Source organism: Enterobacter sp. QK-SA4 (assembly GCF_056856775.1).
This window is the reverse complement of the sequence record NZ_JBXFXH010000007.1, coordinates 599,667-626,096: the sequence shown is the minus strand read 5'-3', so window position 1 is coordinate 626,096 and position 26,430 is coordinate 599,667. Positions and strand designations below refer to the sequence as shown.

The 26,430-nt window shown below is 56.4% G+C and carries 27 protein-coding genes and 1 other RNA gene; 16 read left to right on the top strand and 12 right to left on the bottom strand.

Translation table 11 applies throughout. From position 1 onward, the window contains the following. Window positions 1-59 precede the first annotated feature (59 nt). The 7 genes from AC1VYI_RS04575 (at window position 60) to AC1VYI_RS04545 (ending at window position 3,634) form a co-directional block, all read left to right on the top strand. Window positions 60-428, top strand: coding sequence for a DUF1090 domain-containing protein (locus AC1VYI_RS04575; RefSeq protein ID WP_023309291.1), 369 nt, complete (start codon window positions 60-62; stop codon window positions 426-428). Window positions 429-459: 31 nt separating this feature from the next. Then, a complete protein-coding gene (locus tag AC1VYI_RS04570; protein WP_008503141.1) occupies window positions 460-765 on the top strand; it encodes an ElaB/YgaM/YqjD family protein in 306 nt (101 codons plus the stop codon). Between the two features lies 1 nt (window position 766). Further along, the gene (locus tag AC1VYI_RS04565; RefSeq protein ID WP_014885329.1) at window positions 767-1,165 is read left to right on the top strand and encodes a phage holin family protein; all 399 of its coding nucleotides are present in this window, start codon (window positions 767-769) and stop codon (window positions 1,163-1,165) included. Next, window positions 1,162-1,458 carry a YqjK-like family protein gene (locus tag AC1VYI_RS04560; RefSeq protein WP_014885330.1) on the top strand — a complete coding sequence of 99 codons (297 nt, stop codon included), beginning with the start codon at window positions 1,162-1,164 and terminating at the stop codon, window positions 1,456-1,458. The genes AC1VYI_RS04565 and AC1VYI_RS04560 overlap by 4 nt, the downstream gene beginning before the upstream one ends. Before the next feature lie 252 nt (window positions 1,459-1,710). Beyond that, window positions 1,711-2,103 (top strand): DoxX family protein, encoded by a 393-nt coding sequence (locus tag AC1VYI_RS04555; protein WP_023309292.1) that lies wholly within the window; start codon window positions 1,711-1,713, stop codon window positions 2,101-2,103. 71 nt (window positions 2,104-2,174) lie between these two features. Further along, a complete protein-coding gene (locus AC1VYI_RS04550; protein WP_196350425.1) occupies window positions 2,175-3,161 on the top strand; it encodes a glutathione S-transferase family protein in 987 nt (328 codons plus the stop codon). A 107-nt stretch (window positions 3,162-3,268) separates the two neighbouring features. Next, a complete protein-coding gene (locus AC1VYI_RS04545) occupies window positions 3,269-3,634 on the top strand; it encodes a DUF805 domain-containing protein (protein ID WP_023309294.1) in 366 nt (121 codons plus the stop codon). A 40-nt stretch (window positions 3,635-3,674) separates the two neighbouring features. Here AC1VYI_RS04545 and yhaJ read toward each other — a convergent pair whose 3' ends face one another. Then, a complete protein-coding gene (gene yhaJ / locus AC1VYI_RS04540; RefSeq protein WP_008503135.1) occupies window positions 3,675-4,577 on the bottom strand; it encodes a DNA-binding transcriptional regulator YhaJ in 903 nt (300 codons plus the stop codon). A 104-nt stretch (window positions 4,578-4,681) separates the two neighbouring features. On the opposite strand from yhaJ, the gene AC1VYI_RS04535 reads away from it, so the two are divergent. Further along, window positions 4,682-5,383, top strand: coding sequence for a pirin family protein (locus AC1VYI_RS04535; protein ID WP_023309295.1), 702 nt, complete (start codon window positions 4,682-4,684; stop codon window positions 5,381-5,383). A gap of 90 nt (window positions 5,384-5,473) precedes the next feature. Here the strand turns inward: AC1VYI_RS04535 and AC1VYI_RS04530 are convergent, their stop codons facing one another. The 10 genes from AC1VYI_RS04530 to garL form a co-directional block, all read right to left on the bottom strand. Next, window positions 5,474-5,884 carry a Spy/CpxP family protein refolding chaperone gene (locus tag AC1VYI_RS04530; RefSeq protein ID WP_023309296.1) on the bottom strand — a complete coding sequence of 137 codons (411 nt, stop codon included), beginning with the start codon at window positions 5,882-5,884 and terminating at the stop codon, window positions 5,474-5,476. Window positions 5,885-6,036: 152 nt separating this feature from the next. Beyond that, the gene (gene pflB, locus AC1VYI_RS04525) at window positions 6,037-8,331 is read right to left on the bottom strand and encodes a formate C-acetyltransferase (RefSeq protein ID WP_023309297.1); all 2,295 of its coding nucleotides are present in this window, start codon (window positions 8,329-8,331) and stop codon (window positions 6,037-6,039) included. Window positions 8,332-8,346: 15 nt separating this feature from the next. Next, entirely contained in the window at window positions 8,347-9,555 is a 1,209-nt protein-coding gene (gene tdcD, locus AC1VYI_RS04520; protein WP_134867421.1) for a propionate kinase, read from the bottom strand. Between the two features lie 30 nt (window positions 9,556-9,585). Next, on the bottom strand, window positions 9,586-10,917 hold the full coding sequence (tdcC, locus tag AC1VYI_RS04515) for a threonine/serine transporter TdcC (protein ID WP_023333551.1): 1,332 nt from the start codon (window positions 10,915-10,917) through the stop codon (window positions 9,586-9,588). 9 nt (window positions 10,918-10,926) lie between these two features. Next, window positions 10,927-11,916 carry a bifunctional threonine ammonia-lyase/L-serine ammonia-lyase TdcB gene (gene tdcB, locus AC1VYI_RS04510; RefSeq protein WP_109845832.1) on the bottom strand — a complete coding sequence of 330 codons (990 nt, stop codon included), beginning with the start codon at window positions 11,914-11,916 and terminating at the stop codon, window positions 10,927-10,929. 301 nt (window positions 11,917-12,217) lie between these two features. Next, on the bottom strand, window positions 12,218-13,198 hold the full coding sequence (locus tag AC1VYI_RS04505) for an IS5-like element ISKpn26 family transposase (RefSeq protein WP_016947617.1): 981 nt from the start codon (window positions 13,196-13,198) through the stop codon (window positions 12,218-12,220). A gap of 45 nt (window positions 13,199-13,243) precedes the next feature. Then, on the bottom strand, window positions 13,244-14,137 hold the full coding sequence (gene tdcA / locus AC1VYI_RS04500) for a transcriptional regulator TdcA (protein WP_148390712.1): 894 nt from the start codon (window positions 14,135-14,137) through the stop codon (window positions 13,244-13,246). 675 nt (window positions 14,138-14,812) lie between these two features. Beyond that, window positions 14,813-15,189, bottom strand: an RNA gene (rnpB, locus tag AC1VYI_RS04495) — RNase P RNA component class A. A gap of 59 nt (window positions 15,190-15,248) precedes the next feature. Continuing rightward, window positions 15,249-16,139 carry a 2-hydroxy-3-oxopropionate reductase gene (gene garR, locus AC1VYI_RS04490; protein WP_023309302.1) on the bottom strand — a complete coding sequence of 297 codons (891 nt, stop codon included), beginning with the start codon at window positions 16,137-16,139 and terminating at the stop codon, window positions 15,249-15,251. A gap of 21 nt (window positions 16,140-16,160) precedes the next feature. Beyond that, window positions 16,161-16,931: a 2-dehydro-3-deoxyglucarate aldolase gene (gene garL / locus AC1VYI_RS04485; protein ID WP_023309303.1), complete on the bottom strand. Its 771-nt coding sequence runs from the start codon at window positions 16,929-16,931 to the stop codon at window positions 16,161-16,163. A 373-nt stretch (window positions 16,932-17,304) separates the two neighbouring features. Between garL and garD the strand changes: the two genes are divergently transcribed. After that, a complete protein-coding gene (gene garD / locus AC1VYI_RS04480) occupies window positions 17,305-18,876 on the top strand; it encodes a galactarate dehydratase (protein WP_045888054.1) in 1,572 nt (523 codons plus the stop codon). 73 nt (window positions 18,877-18,949) lie between these two features. Here the strand turns inward: garD and AC1VYI_RS04475 are convergent, their stop codons facing one another. Then, window positions 18,950-19,753, bottom strand: a complete 804-nt coding sequence (locus AC1VYI_RS04475) for a DeoR family transcriptional regulator (RefSeq protein WP_045355424.1) — start codon at window positions 19,751-19,753, stop codon at window positions 18,950-18,952. A gap of 251 nt (window positions 19,754-20,004) precedes the next feature. On the opposite strand from AC1VYI_RS04475, the gene kbaZ reads away from it, so the two are divergent. The 7 genes from kbaZ to AC1VYI_RS04440 all read left to right on the top strand — a co-directional run bounded on the left by kbaZ (window position 20,005) and on the right by AC1VYI_RS04440 (window position 26,428). Next, window positions 20,005-21,300, top strand: a complete 1,296-nt coding sequence (gene kbaZ / locus AC1VYI_RS04470; protein WP_226484355.1) for a tagatose-bisphosphate aldolase subunit KbaZ — start codon at window positions 20,005-20,007, stop codon at window positions 21,298-21,300. A gap of 20 nt (window positions 21,301-21,320) precedes the next feature. Next, window positions 21,321-21,794 (top strand): PTS N-acetylgalactosamine transporter subunit IIB, encoded by a 474-nt coding sequence (agaV, locus tag AC1VYI_RS04465; RefSeq protein WP_023309307.1) that lies wholly within the window; start codon window positions 21,321-21,323, stop codon window positions 21,792-21,794. Window positions 21,795-21,804: 10 nt separating this feature from the next. Then, window positions 21,805-22,584, top strand: a complete 780-nt coding sequence (gene agaW / locus AC1VYI_RS04460; RefSeq protein ID WP_134867120.1) for a PTS N-acetylgalactosamine transporter subunit IIC — start codon at window positions 21,805-21,807, stop codon at window positions 22,582-22,584. Then, window positions 22,574-23,452, top strand: a complete 879-nt coding sequence (gene agaE, locus AC1VYI_RS04455; RefSeq protein WP_134867119.1) for a PTS N-acetylgalactosamine transporter subunit IID — start codon at window positions 22,574-22,576, stop codon at window positions 23,450-23,452. Before agaW ends, agaE begins: the two co-directional genes overlap by 11 nt. A 16-nt stretch (window positions 23,453-23,468) precedes the next feature. Further along, window positions 23,469-23,903: a PTS galactosamine/N-acetylgalactosamine transporter subunit IIA gene (gene agaF, locus AC1VYI_RS04450; protein ID WP_045355421.1), complete on the top strand. Its 435-nt coding sequence runs from the start codon at window positions 23,469-23,471 to the stop codon at window positions 23,901-23,903. After that, complete coding sequence (gene nagA / locus AC1VYI_RS04445) at window positions 23,900-25,033, top strand: N-acetylglucosamine-6-phosphate deacetylase (protein ID WP_134867118.1); 1,134 nt, start codon at window positions 23,900-23,902, stop codon at window positions 25,031-25,033. Before agaF ends, nagA begins: the two co-directional genes overlap by 4 nt. 246 nt (window positions 25,034-25,279) lie before the next feature. Further along, window positions 25,280-26,428, top strand: a complete 1,149-nt coding sequence (locus tag AC1VYI_RS04440) for an SIS domain-containing protein (protein WP_134867117.1) — start codon at window positions 25,280-25,282, stop codon at window positions 26,426-26,428. The last annotated feature ends 2 nt before the right edge of the window (window positions 26,429-26,430 follow it).

The following is a 26,430-nucleotide window of genomic DNA, read 5'->3' as shown; positions in this document are numbered from 1 at the left end:
TGTACTCCGCATAACTTTGGATAGCGGCAAACGCCGCAACACAATGGAAGGTTTCGATAATGAAATTCCGCATGACTCTGGCTCTGGCCCTTTTTTCTTTAAGCACAGCATCCTTCGCAAACTCTCTCTGTCAGGAGAAAGAACAGGATATTCAGCGTGAGATCGGTTATGCCGAAAAGCATAACAATCAGCACCGTGTTGATGGTCTTAAAAAAGCGCTGAGCGAAGTGAAAGCGAACTGTTCAGACAGCAAGCTTCGTGCCGACCACAAGAAGAAAATCGCTGAACAGAAGGACGAGATAGCCGAGCGCCGTCGCGACCTGCAGGAAGCGAAAGAGAAAGGAGATGCGGAAAAAATTGCCAAGCGCGAGAAGAAGTTGAAAGAAGCGCAGGATGACCTGAAAGCGCTGGAAGCTCGCGATTATTGAGTTAACGGAAATCTCAACAGGAGAGAGAATCATGTCAAAAGATACGACGTCTGAACATCTGCGCGCTGAACTGAAATCCCTGGCCGATACCCTTGAAGAGGTGCTGAACTCCTCTGCTGACAAGTCAAAAGAAGAGGTCAGCAAGCTGCGCAGCAAGGCGGAGCAAGCGCTGAAAGAGAGCCGCTATCGCCTGGGTGAAACCGGTGATGCGCTGGCGAAACAGACCCGCGAAGCGGCTGCCCGCGCGGACGAATATGTGCGTGATAATCCATGGACGGGTGTAGGGATTGGTGCCGCAGTGGGTGTGGTACTGGGTGTCCTTCTGACGCGTCGTTGATATGGAAGATCCTCGTCACGCACAAGGGCCTGCTAACAACGTCCTCGGCATCGGCCAGCGTATTTTAACGACGCTGGTCGGGATTGCCGAAACGCGCGTCCGGCTGGCAGTGGTCGAGCTGGAAGAGGAGAAAGCGAACCTCTTCCAGATGCTGCTGATGCTCGGGCTGACCATGCTCTTCGCCGCATTTGGTCTGATGAGCCTGATGGTGTTAATCATCTGGGCCATCGATCCGCAGTATCGTCTTAACGCGATGATTGCCACCACCGTCGTTCTGCTGGTCGCCGCGTTGATAGGCGGTATCTGGACGCTGCGTAAAGCGCGCAAGTCCACTTTCCTGCGCCATACGCGCCAGGAGCTGGCAAACGATCGCGCTCTGCTGGAGGATGACAAGCCGTGAGCGATAAAGCGGAACGTCAGAAGCGAAAAGCTTACCTGTTAAGTCAGATCCAGCAGCAACGGCTGGATCTGTCTGCCAGCCGCCGCGACTGGATTGACGCGACGCGACGGTTTGACCGCGGCTGGAACACCTTCCTGAGCCTGCGCTCATGGGCGCTGGTCGGAAGCAGCGTGATGGCTATCTGGACGGTTCGTCATCCAAATATGCTCATCCGCTGGGCACGTCGTGGATTCGGCGCCTGGAGCGCCTGGCGTCTGGTGAAAGCCACTTTGCGGCAGCAGCAGCTGCGGTGATAAAAGCAAAACGGTAACCCAGGTTACCGTTTTTTGTTTTTGCGCCCTCTCCCCGTGGGAGAGGGTTGGGGTGAGGCACCAGCGCGCACGTCCCCTTACTCAATATCTTTGAAGAAGATTGACAGTTTTCCTTGCTAACAATTACCACCCGCCCCGTTTATTATCCTCTCCATCGACAGCAACGCCGCGGTATCTACCCGGAATTGCAGACAAATAATGTTCAGCCGCTCATGTGGTTTCCTGGAGAGTAAAATGAAAAAATTAGAAGATGTTGGTGTACTGGTAGCGCGTATTCTGATGCCAATTCTGTTCATCGTGGCAGGTTGGGGAAAAATCACCGGTTATGCGGGCACCCAGCAGTATATGGAAGCCATGGGCGTTCCGGGGTTCCTGCTGCCGCTGACCATTCTTCTTGAGTTCGGCGGCGGCCTGGCGGTACTGTTCGGCTTCCTGACCCGTACCACCGCGCTGTTTACCGCAGGCTTCACCGTGCTGACAGCGTTCATCTTCCACAGCAACTTTGCGGAAGGCGTGAACTCTCTGATGTTCATGAAAAACCTGACCATCGCGGGTGGCTTCCTGCTGCTGGCCGTCACCGGCCCGGGTGCATACAGCATCGACCGCGTTCTGAATAAGAAATGGTAAGCACGCTATACTGAATAAACACAAAGCGAGGAGACATCTCCTCGCTTTTGCTATCTGACGGAGGAGAAAAAATGGGACAACTCGTAGACGGCGTATGGCAGGATGTCTGGTATGACACCAAATCCACCGGAGGTCGCTTCAAGCGCTCAGTTTCGGCCTTCCGTAACTGGCTGACCGCCGACGGCGCGCCCGGCCCGAGCGGCGAAGGCGGCTTCGCGGCTGAGAAAGACCGCTATCATCTTTATGTTTCGCTTGCCTGCCCGTGGGCACACCGCACGCTGATTGTGCGCAAGCTTAAGGGTCTCGAATCCTTAATCCCGGTTTCGGTCGTGAACCCGCTGATGCTGGAAAACGGCTGGACGTTTGACAGTGATTTCCCCGCGGCGACCGGCGACGATCTTTACCAACACGATTTCCTTTACCAGCTCTATCTGCGCGCCGATCCTCACTACACCGGGCGCGTTACCGTGCCGGTGCTGTGGGACAAGAAAAACCAGACGATTGTCAGCAATGAGTCTGCGGAAATCATCCGCATGTTCAATACCGCCTTTGACGCGCACGGCGCCCGTGCCGGAGATTACTATCCGGCTGAGCTGCGTGAGAAAATTGACGAGCTGAACAGCTGGATTTACGACAACGTCAACAACGGTGTCTACAAGGCCGGTTTCGCCACCAGCCAGGAAGCGTATGACGAAGCGGTCGGAAAGGTGTTTGAATCACTTGAGCGTCTGGAGCAGATCCTGGGCCAGCATCGCTACCTGACGGGCGATCGCCTGACGGAAGCGGACATTCGCCTGTGGACCACGCTGGTTCGCTTCGATCCGGTCTATGTCACCCACTTTAAGTGCGACAAGCACCGCATCAGCGACTACCTGAACCTGCATGGTTTTCTGCGCGACATCTACCAGATGCCGGGTATTGCCGACACGGTCGACTTCGACCATATTCGCACCCACTATTTCCGCAGCCACAAGACCATCAACCCGACGGGTATTATCTCCATCGGCCCGTGGCAGAACCTGGAAGAACCGCATGGGCGCGACGTGCGTTTTGGATAAATATTAAGGGCATCAATGGATGCCCTTTTTTAATTCACAATCTCCATCTATCCTTACCTCGATCGCTTAGAAAACAAGTGATTGACTGACTAATGAGGCAAGGAAAAATGGACTGGTATTTAAAAGTACTGCGTAACTACATTGGATTTGGTGGCCGTGCCCGCCGCAAAGAGTACTGGATGTTCGTTCTGGTGAACTTCGTCCTGATTATGGTGCTGGGCATCGTGGATAAAATTCTTGGCTGGGAGCGGGCTGGCGGTGAAGGCGTACTGACCACCATTTATGGCCTGTTAGTCCTGCTACCATCGTGGGCGGTACTGTTCCGTCGGCTGCACGACACCGATCGTTCAGCGTGGTGGTTACTGCTGCTGCTGATCCCGCTTGTTGGCTGGATCGTGATTTTGATTTTCAACTGCCAGAGCGGCACGCCGGGCGAGAACCGCTTTGGTCCGGATCCGAAGCTCGACGCATAAATAATGGCCCGGTGGCGCACAGCGATCCGGGCCTATATCCTTATTTATTGTGGTGGGCAAAAAGCTTCGGAATTTCGCGTAGACACCAGGATTTGGCTTCGCCCATGCTGTCGCGGCGCCACGCCATAATGATATCCACTTCGCTGGTGTATTCCGGGCTGACAACGCGCAGTCGCCCTTCCGCAATATCTTTCTCCACAAACGGGTACGGCATCGTCGCCACGCCCAGACCCGCCAATAGCGCCTGCCGTTTGTCCTCCAGTGAGGTCACCGTCAGACGTGGCTGCTTATCCAGCAGCTGCACCGTCAGCACCGGACGCTCGCGCGCGGTATCCGCTACCGCCACGCCGCGATACTTCACGCGCGTCACTTCAGAGAGCGGCTCCGGCTCCTGGTGAATCGGGTGATTGGGTGCGGCAACATAGACGTTCATCACGCTGTAGAGCTTGCGCGAGTTGATTTCCGATGAGGAACGGAAGTGCATGTCCGGCGCAATCACAATATCCGCCCTGCCCGTCTCCAGACGTTCCCACGCGCCTGCCAGCACCTCGGTGATGATTGACAGCTGCGTATTGGCCTTCGCCGCCAGGCGGTCCACCAGCGGGAACAGCGCTTCAGTCGGCACCAGCGCTTCGGTAACTAACGTCAGATGGGTTTCCCAGCCGCGCGCCAGCGCTTCGGCGTCCGTCGTGAGCTTGTCCGCCGCTTCCAGCAGCACGCGGCCGCGCTCCAGCAGCATTCGCCCCACGTTGGTGAATTTTGTTCGATGACCGGAGCGGTCAAACAGCACCACGTCCAGCTCTTCCTCCAGCTTCTGCATGGTGTAGCTTAGCGCAGACGGAACGCGCCCCAGCTCATCTGCCGCCGCCGCAAAACTGCCGCGCCGGTCAATCGCGTCCATGACGCGAAGCGCCTCAAGCGTCAATGCTCTCTCTTTAGCCATCTCGTTCTCATTCAGGAAATTTGAACATACCGGGCAGAATATCTGGCTAACAATGCAGCGTCCATACCTTTACCATTGTTTTAGTGTAAAGAGAGGTCAAGTTTATGATTACGACAAGAACAGCTAAACAGTGCGGACAAGCCGATTTCGGTTGGCTGCAGGCCCGCTACACCTTTTCCTTTGGACACTACTTTGACCCTAAACTCCTCGGTTACGCTTCACTGCGCGTGTTGAATCAGGAAGTGCTCGCCCCTGGCGCCTCCTTCCAGCCGCGTACGTACCCGAAAGTCGATATCCTGAACCTGATCCTGGAAGGCGAGGCAGAATACCGCGATAGCGAGGGCAATCATGTCCAGGCAAAGGCTGGCGAAGCGTTGTTAATTTCCACGCAGCCGGGCATCAGCTACAGCGAGCATAACCTCAGCAAAGATAAAACGCTGACCCGTATGCAGCTGTGGCTGGACGCCTGCCCCGAGCGGGAAAATCCGCTGGTGCAGAAGTTAGATTTAACGGGCGATAAGCAGCAGCTGATTGCATCGCCGGACGGCAGTAAAGGTAGCCTGCAGCTGCGCCAGCAGGTGTGGCTGCACCATATCGAACTGAAGAAAGGTGAACAGGCGAGCTTCCAGCTTCATGGTCCGCGCGCCTATTTACAGTCTATTCACGGTACGGTACATGCGGTGACGCACACGGAAGAGAAAGAAGCGCTCACCTGCGGCGACGGGGCGTTTATTCGTGATGAAGCGAATATCACCCTGGTGGCGGATACGCCGCTTCGCGCGCTGCTGATTGATTTGCCGGTTTAAAGAATGCCCCCACCCTAACCCTCTCCCAATGGGAGAGGGAACCGATCGAGCCACGGCAGAATCATCCGGCGCCGTATGCAACGTACGAAATCACTCTGCCAGCGCGTTAGCCATATCGGTTCTAATCTGCTTACGCTGTTCCGGCGTCAACACCTGGCTGACGTCGAAGTAATATTTCACGCGGTAATAGCGGGTCTGCTCTTCAATTTTGCTAAAGGCAGCAAGCTGGCTTTTCACCGTGCTTTCGTCCCATTTACCCGCCTGGAACATGTCGATCAGCGCGCCGTCCTTCACTCCCGTCATCGGGATCTTGCTGACATTTTGTTCCAGCTGCTTATGCAGATCTTCAATCTTTTTAACCTGCTCATTGCTGAGCTTCAGGTGCTGTACCAGCGGATCCTGCGAGGGAGACGGGGCAGCCTCAACGTTCGCGGCCTGTACCGTAAAACTGCACACTGCCAGCGAGGCGGCGACCAGCGCAATACGGGTCATTTTCATCATCTTACTGTCCTTACATGCTGTGATAGGGAAAAGCAGGCGTATTGTTTTTCAAGAGCGGATGAATATGTGTGAGTAATTATATAAACAATTTTGTATGTTTAGCGGGCAAAAAAATGCCCCCAGGGTTGAGGGGGCATGAGACCTGAATGTCGTCAGATTGATTGCGTAAACGTCCTCGAAATCACATCCTGCTGCTGCTCGCGCGTCAGCGCATTAAAACGCACCGCATAGCCTGAAACGCGGATCGTCAGGTTCGGGTAATTCTCGGGATGCGCAATGGCATCGAGGAGCATTTCCCGGTTCATGACGTTGACGTTCAGATGCTGCCCGCCCTCAATGGACGCTTCGTGATGGAAGTACCCGTCCAGCAGCCCCACCAGGTTGGTTTTGCGCACCAGCTCGTCCTTGCCCAGCGCCTGCGGCACGATGGAGAAGGTGTAGGAGATCCCGTCTTTCGCATAGGTGAACGGCAGCTTGGCCACCGACGTTAGCGAGGCTACCGCCCCTTTTCTGTCGCGGCCGTGCATCGGATTCGCACCTGGCGCAAACGGCGTGCCGCCGCGGCGTCCGTCCGGCGTGTTCCCGGTCTTCTGGCCGTATACCACGTTGGAGGTGATGGTCAGGATCGACTGGGTTGGCACCGCGTTGCGGTAGGTTGGCAGCGCCTGAATTTTCTTCATAAAGCGCTCCACCAGGTCGCAGGCGATGCTGTCCACGCGGTCGTCGTTGTTGCCGTACTGCGGATAGTCCCCTTCAATCACAAAATCGACCGCCAGTCCGGTATGGTCGCGCACCGGCTTCACCGTGGCGTATTTAATGGCCGACAGGGAATCCGCGGCCACCGACAGCCCGGCAATGCCGCAGGCCATGGTGCGATAGACGTCGCGGTCATGCAGCGCCATCAGCGAGGCTTCGTAGCTGTACTTATCATGCATGTAGTGAATGAGGTTCAGGGCGCTGATGTACTGCACCGCCAGCCAGTCCATAAAGTGATCGAGGCTCGCCATCACGGTGTCGTAATCCAGCACGTCGTCCAGCAGCGGCTCGGTTTTCGGGCCGACCTGGATCTTCAGCTTCTCGTCCACCCCGCCGTTGATCGCGTACAGCAGCGTTTTGGCGAGGTTGGCGCGCGCGCCAAAGAACTGCATCTGCTTGCCGATCACCATCGGGCTGACGCAGCAGGCAATGGCGTAGTCGTCGCTGTTGAAGTCCGCACGCATCAAATCGTCGTTCTCATACTGCAGCGAAGAGGTGACGATCGACACCTGAGCGGCGTATTTCTTGAACGCGATCGGCAGTTGTTCAGACCAGAGGATCGTCAGGTTCGGCTCCGGCGCAGGCCCCATGGTGTGCAGGGTATGCAGATAGCGGAAGCTGTTTTTGGTCACCAGCGTGCGCCCGTCCAGCCCCATGCCGCCGATCACTTCCGTCGCCCAGATTGGATCGCCGGAGAAGAGCGTGTCGAACTCCGGCGTGCGCAGGAAGCGCACCATGCGGATCTTCATGATGAAGTGGTCGATCAGCTCCTGCGCCTGGACTTCATTCAGGCGCCCCGCCTGCATGTCGCGTTCAATGTAGATATCGAGGAACGAGGCCGTGCGCCCCAGCGACATCGCCCCGCCGTTCTGGGATTTCACCGCTGCAAGGTAGGCAAAATAGACCCACTGCACCGCTTCCTGGGCGTTCATCGCCGGACGTGAGATATCAAAGCCGTAGTTCGCCGCCATCTGCTGGATCTGCAGCAGCGCGCGCCTGTGCTCCGCCAGCTCTTCACGCAGGCGGATCGTCGCCTCCAGATCTTCGCCGCGCTCCAGCCTGCCCTGCAGATCGGCAAACTGAAGCTCGCGCTCGCGCACCAGATAAGCGATCCCGTACAGCGCCACGCGGCGATAGTCACCGATGATGCGGCCGCGCCCGTAGCCGTCCGGCAGACCGGTCAGCACGCCGGATTTACGGCAGCGCATCATCTCCGGGGAGTAGACGTCAAACACTCCCTGGTTGTGGGTTTTGCGCAGGTCGGTAAACAGGTATTCGAACTGCGGATCCATCTCCCGGCCATAGGCTTCGAACGAGCTGCGGATCATGTTGATCCCGCCATAAGGATGCAGCGCGCGCTTGAGCGGCTTATCGGTTTGCAGGCCGACGATCGTCTCCAGATCCTGGTCGATATAGCCCGGCCCGTGGGCCGTAATGGTGGTGGCAATGTTGGTGTCAAAATCCACCGGGGCGTGGGTGGCATTCTCCTGGCGAATGCCGACCATTACCTTCTGCCACAGCGCCGTCGTTGCTGGCGTCGCCTGCGCGAGGAAAGCTTCATCGCCTTCATAAGGGGTGTAGTTATGCTGAATAAAATCGCGGACGTTGACGGCGTTTTTCCATTCTTCACCGCGAAACCCGGCCCATGCGTCGCTGTAGGGCGCGACGCCCGTATCGATTGTTACTTTCATGTGTTTCTCGCTTTATCAGGCGTAAGCCGCGGCCGGGGTAACCTTTCCAAGACGGAGGGCGTCCAGCGCGATCATTTTTTCTTCGTTGGTAGGGATAACCGCGCAGGCCACGCGGGACGATTCGGTGGAGATCACGCGCTCTCCCGCGCTCCCCGGCAGGGCATTTTTGTCGTCGTCGAGGATGATGCCGAAGACTTTCAGATGTTCCGCCACCAGCGCGCGGACAAGCTTCGAGTTTTCGCCAATACCGCCGGTAAAGACCACCCCATCCAGGCGGTGCAGCGACGCCGCGTGCCCGGCGATATGCCGCGCAATGCGGTGAACGAAGGTATGGATAGCTAGCTGCGCACGCTCGTTGCCTTCGTGCCAGGCTTTCTCCAGCGCACGTAAATCGGAGGAGATGCCGGAGATCCCCAGCAGCCCGGACTCTTTATTGACCACGCGCTCCAGATCCTCGAACGACTGGCCGGTCTGCTGGGCAATCCACGCCATCGCGCCGAAGTCCACATCGCCGCAGCGCGTCCCCATTACCAGCCCTTCCAGCGGCGTCATCCCCATCGAGGTGTCGACGCTTTCGCCGTTGCGCACCGCGCAGATGGAGGCTCCGTTGCCGAGATGGGCAATCACCAGGCCGCTGTCATCGGGGGACAGCCCGAGAAGCGTATGCGCCTGCGCGGCCACGTAGCGGTGAGAGGTGCCGTGGAAGCCGTAGCGGCGCACGCCCAGCTCTTCAAAATAGCGGTACGGCAATCCGTACAGATACGCCTGCGGCGGCAGCGTCTGGTGGAAGCTGGTATCAAATACCGCCACCTGCTGCACGCCCGGGAACAGCCGCTCTGCGGCTTCCACGCCGCTCAGGTTGGCGTAGTTATGCAGTGGCGCCAGCGGGGAAACCTGTCGGATCTGCGCGATCGCCTCTTCCGTGATCAGGGTCGACTCGCTGAAGAGATTTCCCCCGTGCGCAATGCGGTGGCCAATTAAGGCCACGCTGCTCATCAGGTTACGCTTCTCCAGCTCCAGGGCGATGGCAGCCAGCGCCCCTTCGTAGTCCTGGTGAGCCAGTCTGGCTGGCTCACCCCCGTTCACGGAAATAAAGGCCTTCTCGGTGTTGATCCCATCTGCAATGCCCATCATCAGGGCATCGCAGCTGCTGGCGTCGAGCACCGAAAACTTAACAGAGGACGATCCGCAGTTAATTACCAGTACAACCGGAAACTCAATCATCATGTGACTCCGCTCTTCCTGAGCAATGGGTTAGAACAGTTTGTAAACGATATTCAGAATGGTCAGCAGCCCGACCGCGGTAACGAAAATGTTCTCGGTACGCCCTTTGTACTTCGCCAGCGCCGGTGCTTTGCGGATGGCATACATCGGCAGCAGGCACAGCAGAGAGGCGATGATTGGTGCGCCCATGGCTTCAATAAGGTCCAGAATGTTCGGGTTGGCGTAGGCCACAACCCAGGTGGAGCCCATGATGAACACCATGCTGATGGTGTTCAGCTTGCCAACGGAGACTTTCTTCTTATCGCCCTTGTAGCCGAACTTGAGGATCAGGCCGTTCAGCCCTTCCAGCGTGCCCAGGTAATGACCGAAGAAGGATTTGAAGATAGCGACCAGCGCGATGATGGAGGCACCGTATTCCAGTACCGTCGCGAACGTCGATTTGGTTCCTGACATTGACGCAAAGTGGTTCGCCAGGTAAGAGAGCACCGGAATGTTCTGCGCCTTAGCGTCCGCCATGTTCTGCGGAGAGAGCGTAAACAGGCAGCTAAAGGCGAAGAACATCACCACGGCCACCATCAGCAGGCTGGCGCGACCGATGATTTTGGAACATTTCTGCTCGGTGAATTCTTTACCGAACTCCGGCTCGTACTCTTCGCGCTTGGAGACCACAAACGAGGAGACGATAGGCGAGAAGTTGAAGGAGAAGACCATGATGGAGATACCCAGCCACACCGTGACCAGAATGCCGTCATGACCGGTGAAGGCGATATCGCTCAGGTTGACCTGGTCAATCACCGCCGAGTTCCAGTAAGGGATCAGCGACAGGGAAATCAGCACCAGGCTGGCGATAAACGGGAACACCAGGAAGCTCATGACCTTCACCATCAGGTCTTTACCAAACCAGATAACAAAGGCCATCAGCAGCAGCAGGAACAGCGCCACCACGCCGCGGTTCAGCGCAGGTAGCTGGAGCTGGTTTTCCCAGAAGGTCATAAAGGTGTTGGTAATGGTGACGCCGTAAATCCACAGCAGCGGGCAAATAGCGAAGAAGTAGAGGAAGGTGATCACCACCCCGCCGGTTTTTCCAAAGTGCTCTTCCACCGTTTCGGTGATGTTGCCCGAGACGTTGCTGCCGGAGAGGCACAAACGCGCCAGCGCGCGGTGGCAGTAAAACGCAATCGGGAACGCGAGAACCAGCATCAGCAGGATAGGGATCAATCCACCAAAACCTGCGCGAATGGGGAAGAACAGCACGCCTGCGCCAATGGCGGTACCAAACAGGCCAAGCGTCCAGGTGGTATCAGACTTACGCCAGGAGGACGTTTTTGTCTGGCCAACGATAATGCTTTCTGTGTTGCTCATAGGTCACCTTTATGCGTCAACGAAGCCGGTAATTTGGGAAACACGGGAGAGATCGATATTGCCGCCGGAAATAATGCAGACGGTTTTACGACCCTGAATATAGCGATCGAGCTTGCCGCTTAATAACGCGGCACAGGCCAGCGCGCCGGCACCTTCCGTCACCACTTTATTACGCTGAATAAGCGCGATCATGCTGTCGCGAATGTTGTCTTCGCTGACCAGCACAATGTCATCAACCAGCTCGCGAACAATTTCGAACGGTAAATTACCGGGACGAGAAACATCACAGCCATCGGCCAGCGTGCCGGTAACGCGATGGCTCATTATTTCTCCGGCCTGATACGATGCCGCCATGCCGTGAACATTTTCTGACTGCACGCCGATGATATTAATGGTGGGGTTGATGGATTTAATTGCCGTCGCAATCCCGGCAATTAAACCGCCGCCGCCGATAGGCACAATAACGTTATCCACGTCGTATAAATCTTCGAGAATTTCCAGACCGATGGTGCCCTGCCCGGCGATCACTTTGGCATCATCGTATGGCGGAATAAAAATACGCCCTTCCATCTCGACGATTTCGCTGACTTTGGCAATGGTGTCGTTGAAGTTCTCGCCGTGCAGCACAACTTCCGCCGAGTAGTCGCGCGTCGCGGCCACTTTAGACTTCGGCGCGCCCATCGGCATCACCACTTTGCCGTCGATGCCGAGCATCGCGCAGGAGAGGGACACACCCTGCGCGTGGTTCCCTGCGGAGCAGGCGACAACGCCTTTGCGTTTTTCAGCGTCGGTCAGCGAGCTTAATTTGTTAAACGCGCCGCGGATCTTAAACGAGCCGGTACGCTGCATGTTCTCAAACTTCAGGAATATTTCGCCCTTGCAGCGTTCGCTAAGATAATTCGAGCGCGGCATACCGGTTTTATATATTTTTCCTGCCAGTCGTTTTCTGGCGTCCTGAATATCTTCAATCGTTACCGGGAGATCGTAGGTAATATGCATAATATCCTCGTTATAATAATTCATTCTTTTCAGGCAAAGTCAGGGTATCAGAGCGTTACAGAGATAAGCTCTGGGTGTTTTTAAAATAATCACTTATTATTCATCGTCGTCTTTCGATATTCATCGACGAATACTGTTTTGCCAGCTCAACTAAGGAAGGTGCGAATAAGCAGGTCATTTCTTCCCAAGCTGACTCGCTGATTAAAATTTCGCGGATCTGGGCCGATTTTTTTCCCGCAAACACATCGAATCAGCCTATTTAGGCTATTTTTTCCACCATTTCTGGCGTTATTTCCGGTTTTTACTGAGATCTCTCCCACTGACGTATCATTTGGTCCACCCGAAACAGGTTGGCCAGGGTGAATAACATCGCCAGTTGGTTATCGTTTTTCAGCAGCCCCTTGTATCTGGCTTTCACGAAGCCGAACTGCCGCTTGATGATGCGAAACGGGTGCTCCACCCTGGCACGGATGCTGGCTTTCATGTATTCGATGTTGATGGCCGTTTTGTTCTTGCGCGGATGCTGCTTCAAGGTTTTTACCCTGCCGGGACGCTCGGCGATCAGCCAGTCCACATCCACCTCGGCCAGCTCCTCGCGCTGTGGCGCTCCCTGGTAGCCGGCATCGGCTGAGACAAATTGCTCCTCTCCATGAAGCAGATTACCCAGCTGATTGAGGTCATGCTCGTTGGCCGCGGTGGTGACCAGGCTGTGGGTCAGGCCACTCTTGGCATCGACACCAATGTGGGCCTTCATGCCAAAGTGCCACTGATTGCCTTTCTTGGTCTGATGCATCTCCGGATCGCGTTGCTGCTCATTGTTCTTGGTAGAGCTGGGTGCCTCAATGATGGTGGCATCCACCAAAGTGCCTTGGGTCATCATGACGCCTGCTTCGGCCAGCCAGCGATTGATGGTCTTGAACAATTGACGGGCCAGTTGATGCTGCTCGAGCAGGTGGCGGAAATTCATGATGGTGGTGCGATCCGGCAGGGCGCTATCCAGGGATAATCGGGCAAACAGGCGCATGGAGGCGATTTCGTACAGGGCATCTTCCATGGCACCGTCGCTCAGGTTGTACCAATGCTGCATGCAGTGAATACGCAGCATGGTCTCCAGCGGATAGGGCCGTCGGCCATTGCCCGCCTTGGGATAAAACGGCTCGATGACAGCGGTCATATTCTGCCATGGCAGAATCTGCTCCATGCGGGAGAGGAAAATCTCTTTTCGGGTCTGACGGCGCTTAGTGCTGAATTCACTATCGGCGAAGGTGAGTTGATGGCTCATGATGTCCCTCTGGGATGCGCTCCGGATGAATATGATGATCTCATATCAGGAACTTGTTCGCACCTTCCCTAATACTGATGCCGATTTTTTAATCCTGTAATTTTTTGACCACACGGCGGCATAACGCGCCACGGGTAATTCATCTTCCACGGGCAGCACAATAAACTGGTCGGAACCGAACGGGGCAATCATGTCGCGGGGAATGACCGTCAGATAATCGGCATTCAGCACGAGGTTATAAATGGTGACGACGGAATCGGTCTGGACGATGTTTTCGATGCTGATGTGGTTGTCTTGCAGAGTAGTCAGAAGTTCTTTGTAGTAGCCCATATCGGTTTGCGGCATCACCCACTGCTCGTGCGTGAGCGATGCCAGTGTCGTCGGGCCGGTGCACGTTCGCGTTTTGCTGGCGACCAGCACAAACTCGGACTCAAACAGCGGTTCGACGTGCAGATCCTGCAGCAGCATTTCATCGCTTAGCGTGCCGATAGCGAAATCCAGACGACCGTCGCGAATGGCCGGAAGGAAAGATGAGAGCTGGGCTTCATACATCGAGACGCGTGCTTTCGGGAACACTTCCTTGAATTTTTTGATCATCTCGGACAGGAAGGTAAAGCCGATCAGCGACGGGTAGCCAAAGGAGACGTCCATGACGGTGCTGAAACTCAGGCTGTTAATCTCACTCACCATGTTTTTCATTTCGCGGGTGATCGACTCTGAGTACGAGAGCAGGACCTGGCCCGCGGCAGTGAGTTTTACGCCGGTGTTTTTACGCACCATCACTTCCACGCCGAAGTAGGACTCAATATCGCTGATGATTTTGCTGACGGCGGGTTGCGTCAGGCCAAGCTGTCTTGCTGCAGAACCTATGGAGCCACTCTTAATGACTTCCTGAAATACCACGAGGTGCTGTGTTTTCGGTAGAATAATAGTGTTCATAATATTCTGCGCTTATTTCCCTATGACGGAGCGGATTCTACCTAATAGTGTTTAAGGGGGTATGTGCTGTCACTCACAATTTGCTTTTCCGCACGCTTCACAGGATCAACGAAAACCAAAAAAACATTTATTATCAATAACATGAATAAATACAACCACACCATTACGCTGATATCGATCAATAAAAGCAGTAGTAATAAATTTATTTTATGGCGATAACCTTGATAAATTTCTCAGCATTAAAAAAATCAATAAAGACGATCTTTCAGGCAATTAAAGGCCAATAAATAACCGCTATTTGTTTGAAACATTCTTTCAATTTATTAAATTTTTCCGATGCAAATTTTCAGGTCTGCGGAAAAGAGTGGAATTCGTCACATATTCACGGGAGAAATGTATTTGATTTCAATATATGCATATCAAACGAGAAAAGATTCGCGATCATAAAAGTAACAAACATAACAAATTATCAATACTAAAAATCGTGTGTTTTTTAGCGCGAAATTTTGTGATGGCGATCGTATACAGGTACAGGATCGATACGAAAGGTATAAAAGCAGTGAAATGTGCTTAATGTCGCAAATATGAGAATTGATGTCGTTTGTCCGACGCTGCGCTTATCCATCCAGCATCACCAGGAAAGCAAAAACCCCGCCGAAGCGGGGTTTTTTAAGAAGTTGAAGCTGACCGATAAGCCGGGTTCTGTCGTGGACAGTCATTCATCTAGGCCAGCAATCGCTCACTGGCTCAAGCAGCCTACCCGGGTTCAGTACGGGCCGTACCATGTGAACCCCTATTTGGCCTTGCTCCGGGTGGAGTTTACCGTGCCACGGACTGTTACCAGCCGCGCGGTGCGCTCTTACCGCACCCTTTCACCCTTACCTGATCCCGCTTGCGCGGGCCATCGGCGGTTTGCTCTCTGTTGCACTGGTCGTGGGTTTCCCCCCCAGGCGTTACCTGGCACCCTGCCCTATGGAGCCCGGACTTTCCTCCCCTCCGCCCGTCTCCCCCGAAAGGGACGACGACGAAGCGGCGACTGTCTGGTCAGCTTCGTCGCGCAGTATAGAGGGTTTGCGCGCCGCTGTCACCCTAAGGTGTAGGCAAGGCGTGATTAACGCGCCACTTCCACCTTCGCCAGTTTTTCGTAGTAGCACGCAATCGCGCTGTGATCGGCCGTGCCCAGGCCATCGGCACGCAGCGCCTGCATCATCTCCATGACCGCCGCGGTCAGCGGCAGCTGTGCGCCCACGCCGTGTGACGTATCCAGCGCGTTCGCCAGATCTTTGATATGCAGGTCGATGCGGAAACCGGGTTTGAAATTACGATCCATGACCATCGGCGCTTTGGCATCCAGCACGGTACTGCCCGCCAGACCACCGCGAATGGCCTGATAGACCAGATCCGGGTTGACGCCCGCTTTGGTTGCCAGCGTCAGCGCTTCGGACATGGCGGCAATGTTCAGCGCTACAATCACCTGGTTTGCCAGCTTGGTCACATTACCCGCCCCGATGTCCCCGGTATGCACCACGGAGCCCGCCATGGCTTTCATCAGGTCGTAGTATCTATCGAAAATGGCTTTATCGCCGCCGACCATCACCGACAGCGTGCCGTCGATCGCTTTCGGCTCACCGCCGCTGACCGGCGCATCCAGCATATCGACGCCCTTCGCTTTTAATGCCTCGCTGATTTCACGGCTCGCGAGCGGTGCGATAGAGCTCATATCGATCAGCACCAGGCCCGGCTTCGCACCGTCGATAATGCCGTTCTCACCCAGCGCAACTTCTTTAACATGCGGTGAGTTTGGCAGCATGGTGATGATGACATCGCACTGCTCGGCAATGGCCTTCGCGGTGGTGGCCGTTTCAGCGCCAGCCGCTATCACCTCTGCCACGGCCTGCGGATTGTGATCGGATACCACCAGCGAGTAACCCGCTTTGATGAGGTTCTTACTCATTGGTTTACCCATAATGCCCAGGCCAATAAAACCCACTTTCAGCGTCATAATCTGTTTCCTCAATGATGGTTATTTTTTAAAAGCGTCGGCTAATTTCTGCGTGGCCGAGCGGAATACGCCGAGGTCGCTGCCGACGGCTACAAACGTGGCTCCCCACTCCAGATAGCGACGGGCATCAGCCTCAACCGGCGCCAGAATGCCGCACGGTTTGCCGTGAGCTTTGGCGCGGGCAAAGATGTGCTGGATCGCGCGCTGCACGTCAGGGTGGCCGGCGTTACCCAGATGACCAAAGGCGGCAGCCAGATCGCTTGGGCCGACGAAGATCCCGTCCACGCCGTTTGTGGCGGCAATCGCGTCGACGTTATCAACGCCCTGCTGGCTCTCGATCTGAACCAGAATGGTGATGTTGCTATTAGACTGCGCGAAATAGTCCGGCACGGTGCCAAACATATTGGCGCGATGCGAAACGGAAACGCCGCGGATCCCTTCTGGCGGATAGCGCGTTGAGGCTACGGCCAGGGCCGCTTGTTCTTCCGTCTCCACAAACGGGATCAGGAAGTTGTAGAAACCGATATCCAGCAGGCGCTTGATAATCACCGGCTCGTTGGTGGGCACGCGCACTACCGGGGCGCTGGGGCTGCCTTTCAGCGCCATCAGCTGCGGAATAAAGGTGCTGATATCGTTCGGCGCATGTTCGCCGTCCAGCACCAGCCAGTCAAAACCGGCCAGGCCCAGCACTTCGGTGCTGATAGGGTTTGCCAGCGCGGACCAGCAGCCAATCTGAATCTGGTGTGCCGCGAGGGCCGCTTTAAATTTATTCGGGAAGATATCGTTATTCATCGTATTTACCTTTTTAATTCGCAGCCTATATCAGCATCATTTTATTTATTCAGACACCGCACCAGCATTATATTTATTATTCTGACGTATTTTGGCGTTATAAAATCGTCATTCAGTATAAGACGCAATCCACAACCGCACATTGTTTTAATGCTCAATTATTGCGTTATACTTCGATAAATTTTTTTGCATATGCACAAGGCGCTGGGCGCTAATGCACAGAATCAGGCATTACTGGTTCTGGAGCGATCGAGATCACATTTTCATATCCCCTATGCTGACATGCTTTATTTCTGAAAGCCGCGTATTTATTTCTACCATTTGAAAATTGGCTGAATTTATTATCAGACACTTTGCTGGAGAATACTGAACAATGGCCGACATTGAAATTCGACAGGCATCGCCGACGGCGTTTTATATAAAAGTCCACGACACCGATAATGTGGCGATTATTGTCAACGACAATGGCTTAAAAGCGGGCACCCGCTTCCCGGACGGGCTGGAACTGATTGAGCATATTCCGCAGGGACATAAAGTCGCCCTGGTGGATATCCCTGCTAACAGCGAAATCGTACGTTACGGTGAAGTCATCGGCTATGCCGTTCGCTCTATACCACAGGGGAGCTGGGTTGAGGAGTCGCTGGTGGCGCTGCCGGAAGCGCCGCCGCTAAACACGCTTCCGCTGGCGACTCGCGTACCGGAACCGCTTCCTCCGCTGGAGGGCTATACCTTCGAAGGCTACCGCAACGCGGACGGCAGCGTCGGCACCAAGAATCTGCTCGGCATTACCACCAGCGTGCACTGCGTGGCGGGCGTAGTGGATTACGTGGTGAAAATCATCGAACGCGATCTGCTGCCGAAATACCCGAACGTCGACGGCGTGGTTGGCCTGAACCACCTCTACGGCTGCGGCGTGGCGATTAACGCCCCCGCTGCCGTAGTGCCTATCCGTACCATCCACAATATTGCCCTCAACCCGAACTTTGGCGGCGAGGTGATGGTCATCGGTCTGGGGTGTGAAAAATTGCAGCCAGAGCGCCTGCTGCAGGGCACCGAAGATGTGAAAGCCATTCCGGCAGACGAGGCCAGCATCGTGCGCCTGCAGGATGAACGCCACGTGGGTTTCCGCTCAATGGTCGACGATATCCTGCAGGTGGCTGAACGCCATCTGGACAAGCTCAACAAGCGCCAGCGCGAAACCTGCCCGGCGTCTGATTTGGTAGTGGGAACACAGTGCGGCGGCAGCGATGCCTTCTCCGGCGTGACGGCCAACCCGGCGGTGGGCTATGCGTCCGATCTGCTTGTGCGCTGCGGCGCCACGGTGATGTTCTCCGAGGTGACCGAAGTGCGTGACGCCATCCATCTGCTCACGCCACGCGCCGTTAATGAAGAGGTCGGCAAGCGCCTGCTCGAGGAAATGGCCTGGTACGATAGCTATCTCGATATGGGCAAAACCGACCGCAGCGCAAATCCCTCACCGGGGAACAAAAAAGGCGGCCTGGCCAACGTAGTGGAAAAAGCCCTCGGGTCGATTGCCAAATCCGGCCAGAGCGCGATTGTGGAAGTTCTCTCTCCGGGCCAGCGCCCGACGAAACGCGGCCTGATCTACGCGGCAACGCCGGCCAGCGATTTCGTCTGCGGCACGCAGCAGGTGGCATCCGGCATTACGGTGCAGGTCTTTACCACCGGGCGCGGCACGCCGTACGGCCTGATGGCGGTACCGGTGATCAAGATGGCGACCCGCACCGAGCTGGCAAACCGCTGGTATGACTTAATGGATATCAACGCGGGCACCATCGCCACCGGGGAAGAGAGCATTGAGGACGTGGGCTGGAAGCTGTTCCACTTCATTCTGGATGTCGCCAGCGGGCGGAAGAAAACCTTCTCGGATCAATGGGGATTACATAATCAGCTGGCGGTGTTCAACCCGGCACCAGTGACGTGATTCATATTCCCAACCGCACCGAACGGTCCCCTCTCCCCTATGGGGAGAGGGTTAGGGTGAGGGGAAAGCCCCCTTAAACCAGCACCACCTCAATCCCGCTTTTTCGCAGCCCGTCCAGGCTCTCCGCCGGAATGCCTTCATCGACAATAATCATATCAATCCTTTGCGTATCAATGATTTTATGCAGACTTGAGCGGTTAAATTTGCTGGAGTCCGTGACAACGATAATACGCTCCGCCACCTCGCACATTTTGCGGTTAAGGCGGGCTTCGTCTTCGTTATGCGTACTTACGCCGCGGTCGAGATCGATGGCGTCAACGCCGAGGAACAGCAGGTCAAAATGGTAATTCTGTAGCGACTGTTCTGCCTGGTCACCGTAGAAGGATTGCGACTGACGGCGCAGGTGCCCGCCGGTCATCAGCAATTCCACCCCTTCCGCTTCCAGCAACGCATTCGCCACGTTCATCCCGTTGGTCATCGCAATCACGTCCGTGTGCTGGCGCAGCATGCGGGCGATTTCATACGTCGTGGTGCCGGAGTCCAGAATAATACGGTGCCCGGGTTTAACCAGCGCGGCAGCGGCCTGCGCGATACTGCGCTTCACCGCCGTATTCAGCGAGCTTTTATCCTCCACGGAAGGCTCAGCGCCCGGTACATTGCCTTCGCAAATCAAAGCCCCGCCGTAGGCGCGAACGGCAATACCCTGCTTCTCCAGAAACGCCAGGTCGTTGCGGATCGTCACCGTCGATACGCCGTACAGATGAGACAGATCGTTAACCTGCACGCTTCCCTGCGCCCGCAACCGCTGAATGATCTGCTCTCGCCTTTCACTGGTGCCGGTGATGCGCTTTTCCGCGGATGAATCGGTGCTGCTCATACGAGCTCCTTAATAAATAGTCTTTCGTTTCATTTCGTTTTGCCTATTAAGGCCTTTCTTTTTCGGGAATGCAAGTCCCGCCTTACGTACAGACGCAAGCCAACACTGCGCTGAAACCTTTCATTATGTTTCTTTTGTGAAACAGATCGGAAAACTATTATCTTTCGTTTTATTTTTATATCACCATGATGCAGGATTAAATGAAACAAAACGAAAGACAAGTATCATTGCCATCCGAAATGGAGAGGAAAGTGAAACATCTGACAGAAATGGTGGAACAACATAAACGAGGGAATTCGAACGGGATCTATGCCGTCTGCTCCGCACATCCGCTGGTACTTGAAGCTGCAATTCGTTACGCGCATTCGCATCAGACGCCGCTGCTGATCGAGGCGACCTCCAACCAGGTGGATCAATTTGGCGGCTATACCGGCATGACGCCTGCGGATTTTCACGCGTTTGTCTGCCGGCTGGCCGAGTCGCTCGGTTTTCCGACGTCACAGCTGATCCTCGGCGGCGATCATCTGGGCCCTAACCGCTGGCAAAATCTCCCTGCGGAACAGGCGATGGCAAATGCCGACGATCTGATCAAAAGCTATGTTTCCGCCGGATTCAAAAAGATCCACCTCGACTGCAGCATGTCCTGCGAGGACGACCCGGTTCCCCTGACCGACGCGATCGTCGCCGGACGCGCCGCACGCCTGGCGAAGATTGCCGAAGCGACCTGTCGCGAGCAGTTTGGTGAATCCGATCTGGTCTACGTTATCGGCACGGAAGTGCCGGTTCCCGGTGGCGCGCACGAGACGGTCACCGAACTTGCCGTCACCACGCCGGACGCGGCCCGCGCCACGCTTGAAGCGCACCGCCACGCGTTCGAAAAGGAAGGCTTAAGCGACATCTGGCCGCGCATTATTGGCCTGGTGGTCCAGCCTGGCGTGGAGTTCGACCACGCGCACGTCTGCGACTATCAGCCGCAGAAAGCCGTGGCCCTGAGCAAAATGGTTGAAGCCTACGATACGCTGGTGTTTGAAGCGCACTCCACCGACTACCAGACGCCGCAGGCGCTGCGCCAGCTGGTTAACGATCACTTTGCCATTCTGAAAGTTGGCCCCGCCCTGACCTTCGCCCTGCGCGAGGCGCTGTTCTCGCTGGCCGCCATTGAAGAGGAGCTGCTGCCGGCAAAAGCCAGCTCCGGCCTGCGTCACGTGCTGGAAAACGTCATGCTCGACCGCCCGGAATACTGGCAAAGCCATTACCACGGTGACGGCAACGCGCGTCGCCTGGCGCGCGGCTACAGCTACTCTGACCGCGTGCGCTACTACTGGCCTGACAGCCAAATTGACGACGCCTTTGCACGGCTGGTGCGTAACCTGGCAGACGAGCCTGTTCCCCTGCCGCTGATCAGCCAGTACCTGCCGCTGCAGTACAGCAAAGTTCGCGAGGGCGCTCTCAAGTCAACGCCACGGGAACTCATCATCGACCACATTCAGGACATACTCCAGCAGTACCACGCCGCCTGCGAAGGCGTAACGACTCAAGACGCATAATTAAAAAAGAGGAAAACGCTATGCCAAACATTGTCTTATGCCGCATCGACGAACGCCTGATCCACGGTCAGGTGGGCGTGCAGTGGGTGGGGTTTGCGGGGGCAAACCTGGTGCTGGTCGCTAACGACGAGGTCGCTGAGGATCCGGTTCAACAGAACCTGATGGAAATGGTGCTCGCGGAAGGGATCGCCGTGCGCTTCTGGTCGCTGCAAAAGGTCATCGACAACATTCACCGCGCCGCTGACCGCCAGAAAATCCTGCTGGTCTGCAAATCACCCGCCGATTTTCTGAAGCTGGTTGAGGGTGGCGTACCCATCACCCGTATCAACGTCGGAAATATGCACTACGCCAGTGGCAAACAACAAATTGCCAAAACGGTCTCTGTCGACGCGAACGATATTGACGCGTTCAACGGCCTGAAAGCGGCTGGTGTGGAATGCTTCGTTCAGGGCGTTCCAACAGAAACTGCTTTGGATCTCTTTAAACTGCTCTGAGGGATTCACAATGGAAATCAGTCTGTTGCAGGCGCTGGGGTTGGGCATACTCGCCTTTATCGCCGGTCTGGATATGTTTAACGGGTTAACGCACATGCACCGCCCGGTGGTGCTCGGGCCGCTGGTCGGCCTGATTCTGGGCGATCTGCACACCGGCATTTTGACCGGCGGTACGTTAGAGCTGGTCTGGATGGGGCTGGCCCCGCTCGCCGGTGCCCAGCCGCCTAACGTCATTATCGGCACCATCGTGGGGACCGCGTTTGCCATCAGCACCGGCGTGAAGCCAGAAGTCGCGGTTGGTGTCGCCGTGCCGTTTGCCGTTGCGGTACAGATGGGGATTACGTTCCTCTTCTCGGTGATGTCCGGCGTCATGTCGCGCTGCGATCGCATGGCGGCCAATGCAGACACCAACGGAATTGAACGGGTTAACTATCTTGCGCTGCTGGCGCTCGGCATCTTCTATTTTCTGTGCGCGTTCCTGCCAATCTACTTCGGTGCGGAACATGCGAAAACCGCCATTGACGTTCTGCCAGCGCGTCTGATTGACGGTCTCGGCGTCGCGGGCGGCATCATGCCAGCCATCGGCTTCGCCGTGCTGCTGAAGATCATGATGAAAAACGTCTACATCCCTTACTTCATTATTGGTTTTGTCGCCGCCGCCTGGCTCAAGCTTCCGGTGCTGGCGATTGCGGCGGCCGCGCTGGCGATGGCGCTGATCGACCTGATGCGTAAATCACCTGAACCGACGGCTTCTGCGGCCCAGAAAGAGGAATTCGAAGATGGCATCTAACCACACCACCCTGCCGGGCGTGTCTGAAAGCGAAGAGACGCTGCTGACCGGCGTGAATGAAAACGTCTACGAAGACCAGAACATCGGTGCCGAGCTGACGAAAAAGGATATCAACCGCGTGGCCTGGCGTTCCATGCTGCTGCAGGCCTCGTTTAACTACGAACGTATGCAGGCCTCCGGCTGGCTGTACGGGCTGCTGCCCGCGTTGAAAAAGATCCACACCAACAAGCGGGACCTGGCGCGGGCGATGAAAGGCCATATGGGCTTCTTTAACACCCACCCGTTCCTGGTGACCTTTGTTATCGGCATCATTCTGGCGATGGAGCGATCCAAGCAGGATGTGAACAGCATCCAGAGCACCAAAATTGCCGTCGGCGCGCCGCTTGGCGGTATTGGCGATGCCATGTTCTGGCTGACCCTGCTGCCCATCTGCGGCGGTATTGGTGCCAGCCTGGCGCTGCAGGGTTCGATTCTGGGCGCGGTGGTCTTTATCGTGCTGTTTAACGTGGTACACCTCGGTCTGCGCTTTGGCCTGGCGCACTACGCTTACCGGATGGGCGTCGCGGCCATTCCGCTGATTAAAGCCAACACTAAAAAGGTCGGCCACGCAGCGTCTATCGTCGGGGTGACGGTGATTGGCGCGCTGGTGGCAACCTACGTCCGCCTCAATACCACGCTCGAAATCAAGGCGGGTGATGCGGTCGTCAAACTGCAGGCCGACGTCATCGACAAGCTGATGCCCGCGTTCCTGCCGCTGGTCTACACCCTGACCATGTTCTGGCTGGTAAGCCGCGGCTGGAGCCCGCTGCGGCTGATCGGTATCACCGTGCTGCTGGGCGTTGTCGGTAAATTCTGTCACTTCCTGTAAAAGTAAAGAGGTCGCGATGTTAGGCATTATTTTGACGGGTCACGGCGGTTTTGCCAGCGGGCTTGAGCAGGCGATGAAGCAGATCCTGGGCGAACAGCCGCAGTTTATTGCCATCGATTTTCCGGAAACCTCCACCACCGCGCGGCTGACCGCTCAGCTTGAGCAGGCAGTGAGTGAACTCGATGCAGAGCACGATATTGTGTTTCTCACCGACCTGCTCGGCGGCACGCCGTTCCGCGTGGCGTCAACGCTCGCGATGCAAAGGCCGGGTAGCGAAGTGATTACCGGCACCAACCTGCAGCTGCTGCTGGAGATGGTGCTGGAGCGCGACGGATTAAGCAGCGAGGCGTTTCGTCTGCAGGCGCTGGAGTGCGGGCACCGCGGCCTGACGAGCCTGGTCGACGAGCTGGGGCGCTGTCGCGAGGAAGCTCCGGCTGAGGAAGGGATATGAGCCAGCTGCTGCGCGCGCGACGGATCCTTACCGAACAGGGCTGGCTGGACGACCACCAGCTACGCATTGAAAGCGGCGCGGTTGCGGCGATTGAACCCATCCCGGCGGGCGTTACGGCGCGCGATGCGGAGCTGCTTTGCCCGGCGTATATCGATACGCACGTCCACGGCGGCGCGGGCGTGGACGTCATGGATGATGTGCCCGACGTGCTGGACACCCTGGCGATGCATAAAGCGCGTGAAGGCGTGGGCGCATTTCTGCCCACCACCGTGACCGCGCCGATGGAAGCCATCCACAGCGCACTGATGCGTATCGCCCGGCGCAGTCAGTCCGGCGGACCCGGCGCGCAGATCCTGGGCAGTTATCTGGAAGGACCGTACTTTACGCCCCAGAACAAAGGGGCGCATCCGCCCGAGCTGTTCCGGGAGCTGGATATCGCCGAGCTGGACAGGCTGATTGACGTTTCACAGAGCACGCTACGGGTGGTGGCGCTCGCGCCGGAAAAACCCGGCGCGCTGCAGGCGATTCATCATCTTAAACAGCGCGGTATCCGCGTCATGCTGGGCCACAGCGCTGCTACGTACCGGCAAACTCTCGCCGCGTTTGATGCGGGTGCCGACGGGCTGGTGCACTGCTACAACGGTATGACGGGTTTGCACCACAGAGAGCCCGGCATGGTCGGCGCAGGGCTGACGGACAAACGGGCGTGGCTGGAGCTGATTGCCGACGGCCACCACGTCCATCCGGGAGCGATGCGTTTATGCTGCTGCTGCGCTCAGGATCGCGTGGTGCTGATTACCGATGCCATGCAGGCGGCAGGTATGCCGGACGGTCGGTATACCCTGTGCGGTGAAGAGGTCACGATGCAAAACGGCGTGGTTCGAACCGGCTCCGGCGGGCTGGCGGGCAGCACGCTGTCGCTGGATGCCGCGGTCAGGAATATGGTGGAGTACGCGGGCGTCACCGCCGAAGACGCTATCCATATGGCCTCGCTGCACCCTGCCCGGCTGCTGGGCGTTGACGGTCAGCTTGGATCCTTAGCCCCGAGCAAACGCGCCAATATTATTGCGCTGGACGGGGGTTTACACCTCCAGCGGATCTGGATTCAGGGCCAGGCTCTCCCCCTTTAGCCCTTTCATTGTGTCTCCTTTTGGCTTTACGGCCTGAAACCGTAAGGCCTTTCTTTTCCTTTCCTTAAATTTTCCCTTTCCTTTCACGATCACACTTTTCGTTTTATTTCTTTTCTTTCATTGAAGTTTCGATTTCTTTTCTATAGATTTTATTTAACTGCTTAAGTGAACAAGTGAAACGAAACGAAAGATAGCGCCATGATTGCCAGCGTCTGATGTGGAATTCACACGACTAAGGACTGAGTTATGCAACAAACCACTACCGCCACCACAACCGGCACCTGGACCGAGGAAGAGATCCGCCAGCAGCCTGCCAGCTGGATCCGCTCGCTCAACAACATCGATAACCTGCGTGCTTCGATCGACAGTTTCCTGACGCCGCTGCTGCGCAAGCGCGATCTGCGGATCGTCCTGACCGGCGCGGGCACGTCCGCCTTTATCGGCGATATCATTGCGCCATGGCTTTCAAGCCACACCGGGAAAAACTTCACCGCCGTCCCGACAACCGATCTGGTCACGAACCCGATGGACTACTTCAGCCCTGGGCACCCGCTGCTGCTGGTTTCGTTTGCCCGCTCCGGCAACAGTCCGGAAAGCGTCGCGGCCGTTGAGCTGGCAAACCAGTTCGTGCCGGAGTGCTACCACCTGTCCATTACCTGCAACGAGGCGGGGAGCCTGTACCAGAACGCCGTCGACAGCGATAACGCCTTTGCCCTGCTGATGCCTGCCGAAACGCACGATCGCGGGTTCGCGATGACCAGCAGCATCACCACCATGATGGCGAGCTGTCTGGCCGTGTTCGCCCCGGAAACGATCAATAGCCACACCTTCCGCGACGTCGCCGATCGCTGTCAGGCGATCCTCGCCTCGCTCGGGGATTTCAGCCACGGCGTCTTTGGCAGCGAACCGTGGAAACGGATCGTGTATCTGGGAAGCGGCGGCCTGCAGGGCGCGGCGCGCGAATCGGCGCTGAAGGTGCTGGAGCTGACGGCGGGCAAGCTGGCGGCATTTTACGACTCCCCTACGGGCTTCCGTCACGGGCCGAAGTCGCTGGTAGACAATGAAACGCTGGTGGTGGTGTTCATCTCCAGCCATCCATATACGCGTCAGTACGATCTGGATCTGCTGGCCGAGCTGCGCCGCGATCGCCAGGCTCTGCGCGTCGTCGCCATCGCCGCTGAAAACGATCCGGTCATTGAAGCGGGTCCGCACATTCTGCTGCCGCCTTCACGTCCGTTTATCGATATGGAACAGGCGTTCTGCTTCCTGATGTATGCCCAGGTCTTTGCGCTCACCCAGTCGCTTAGCGCAGGCATTACGCCCGATACGCCATCGGCCAGCGGGACGGTCAACCGCGTGGTGCAGGGCGTCGTTATTCATCCGTGGCAGGCTTAAGA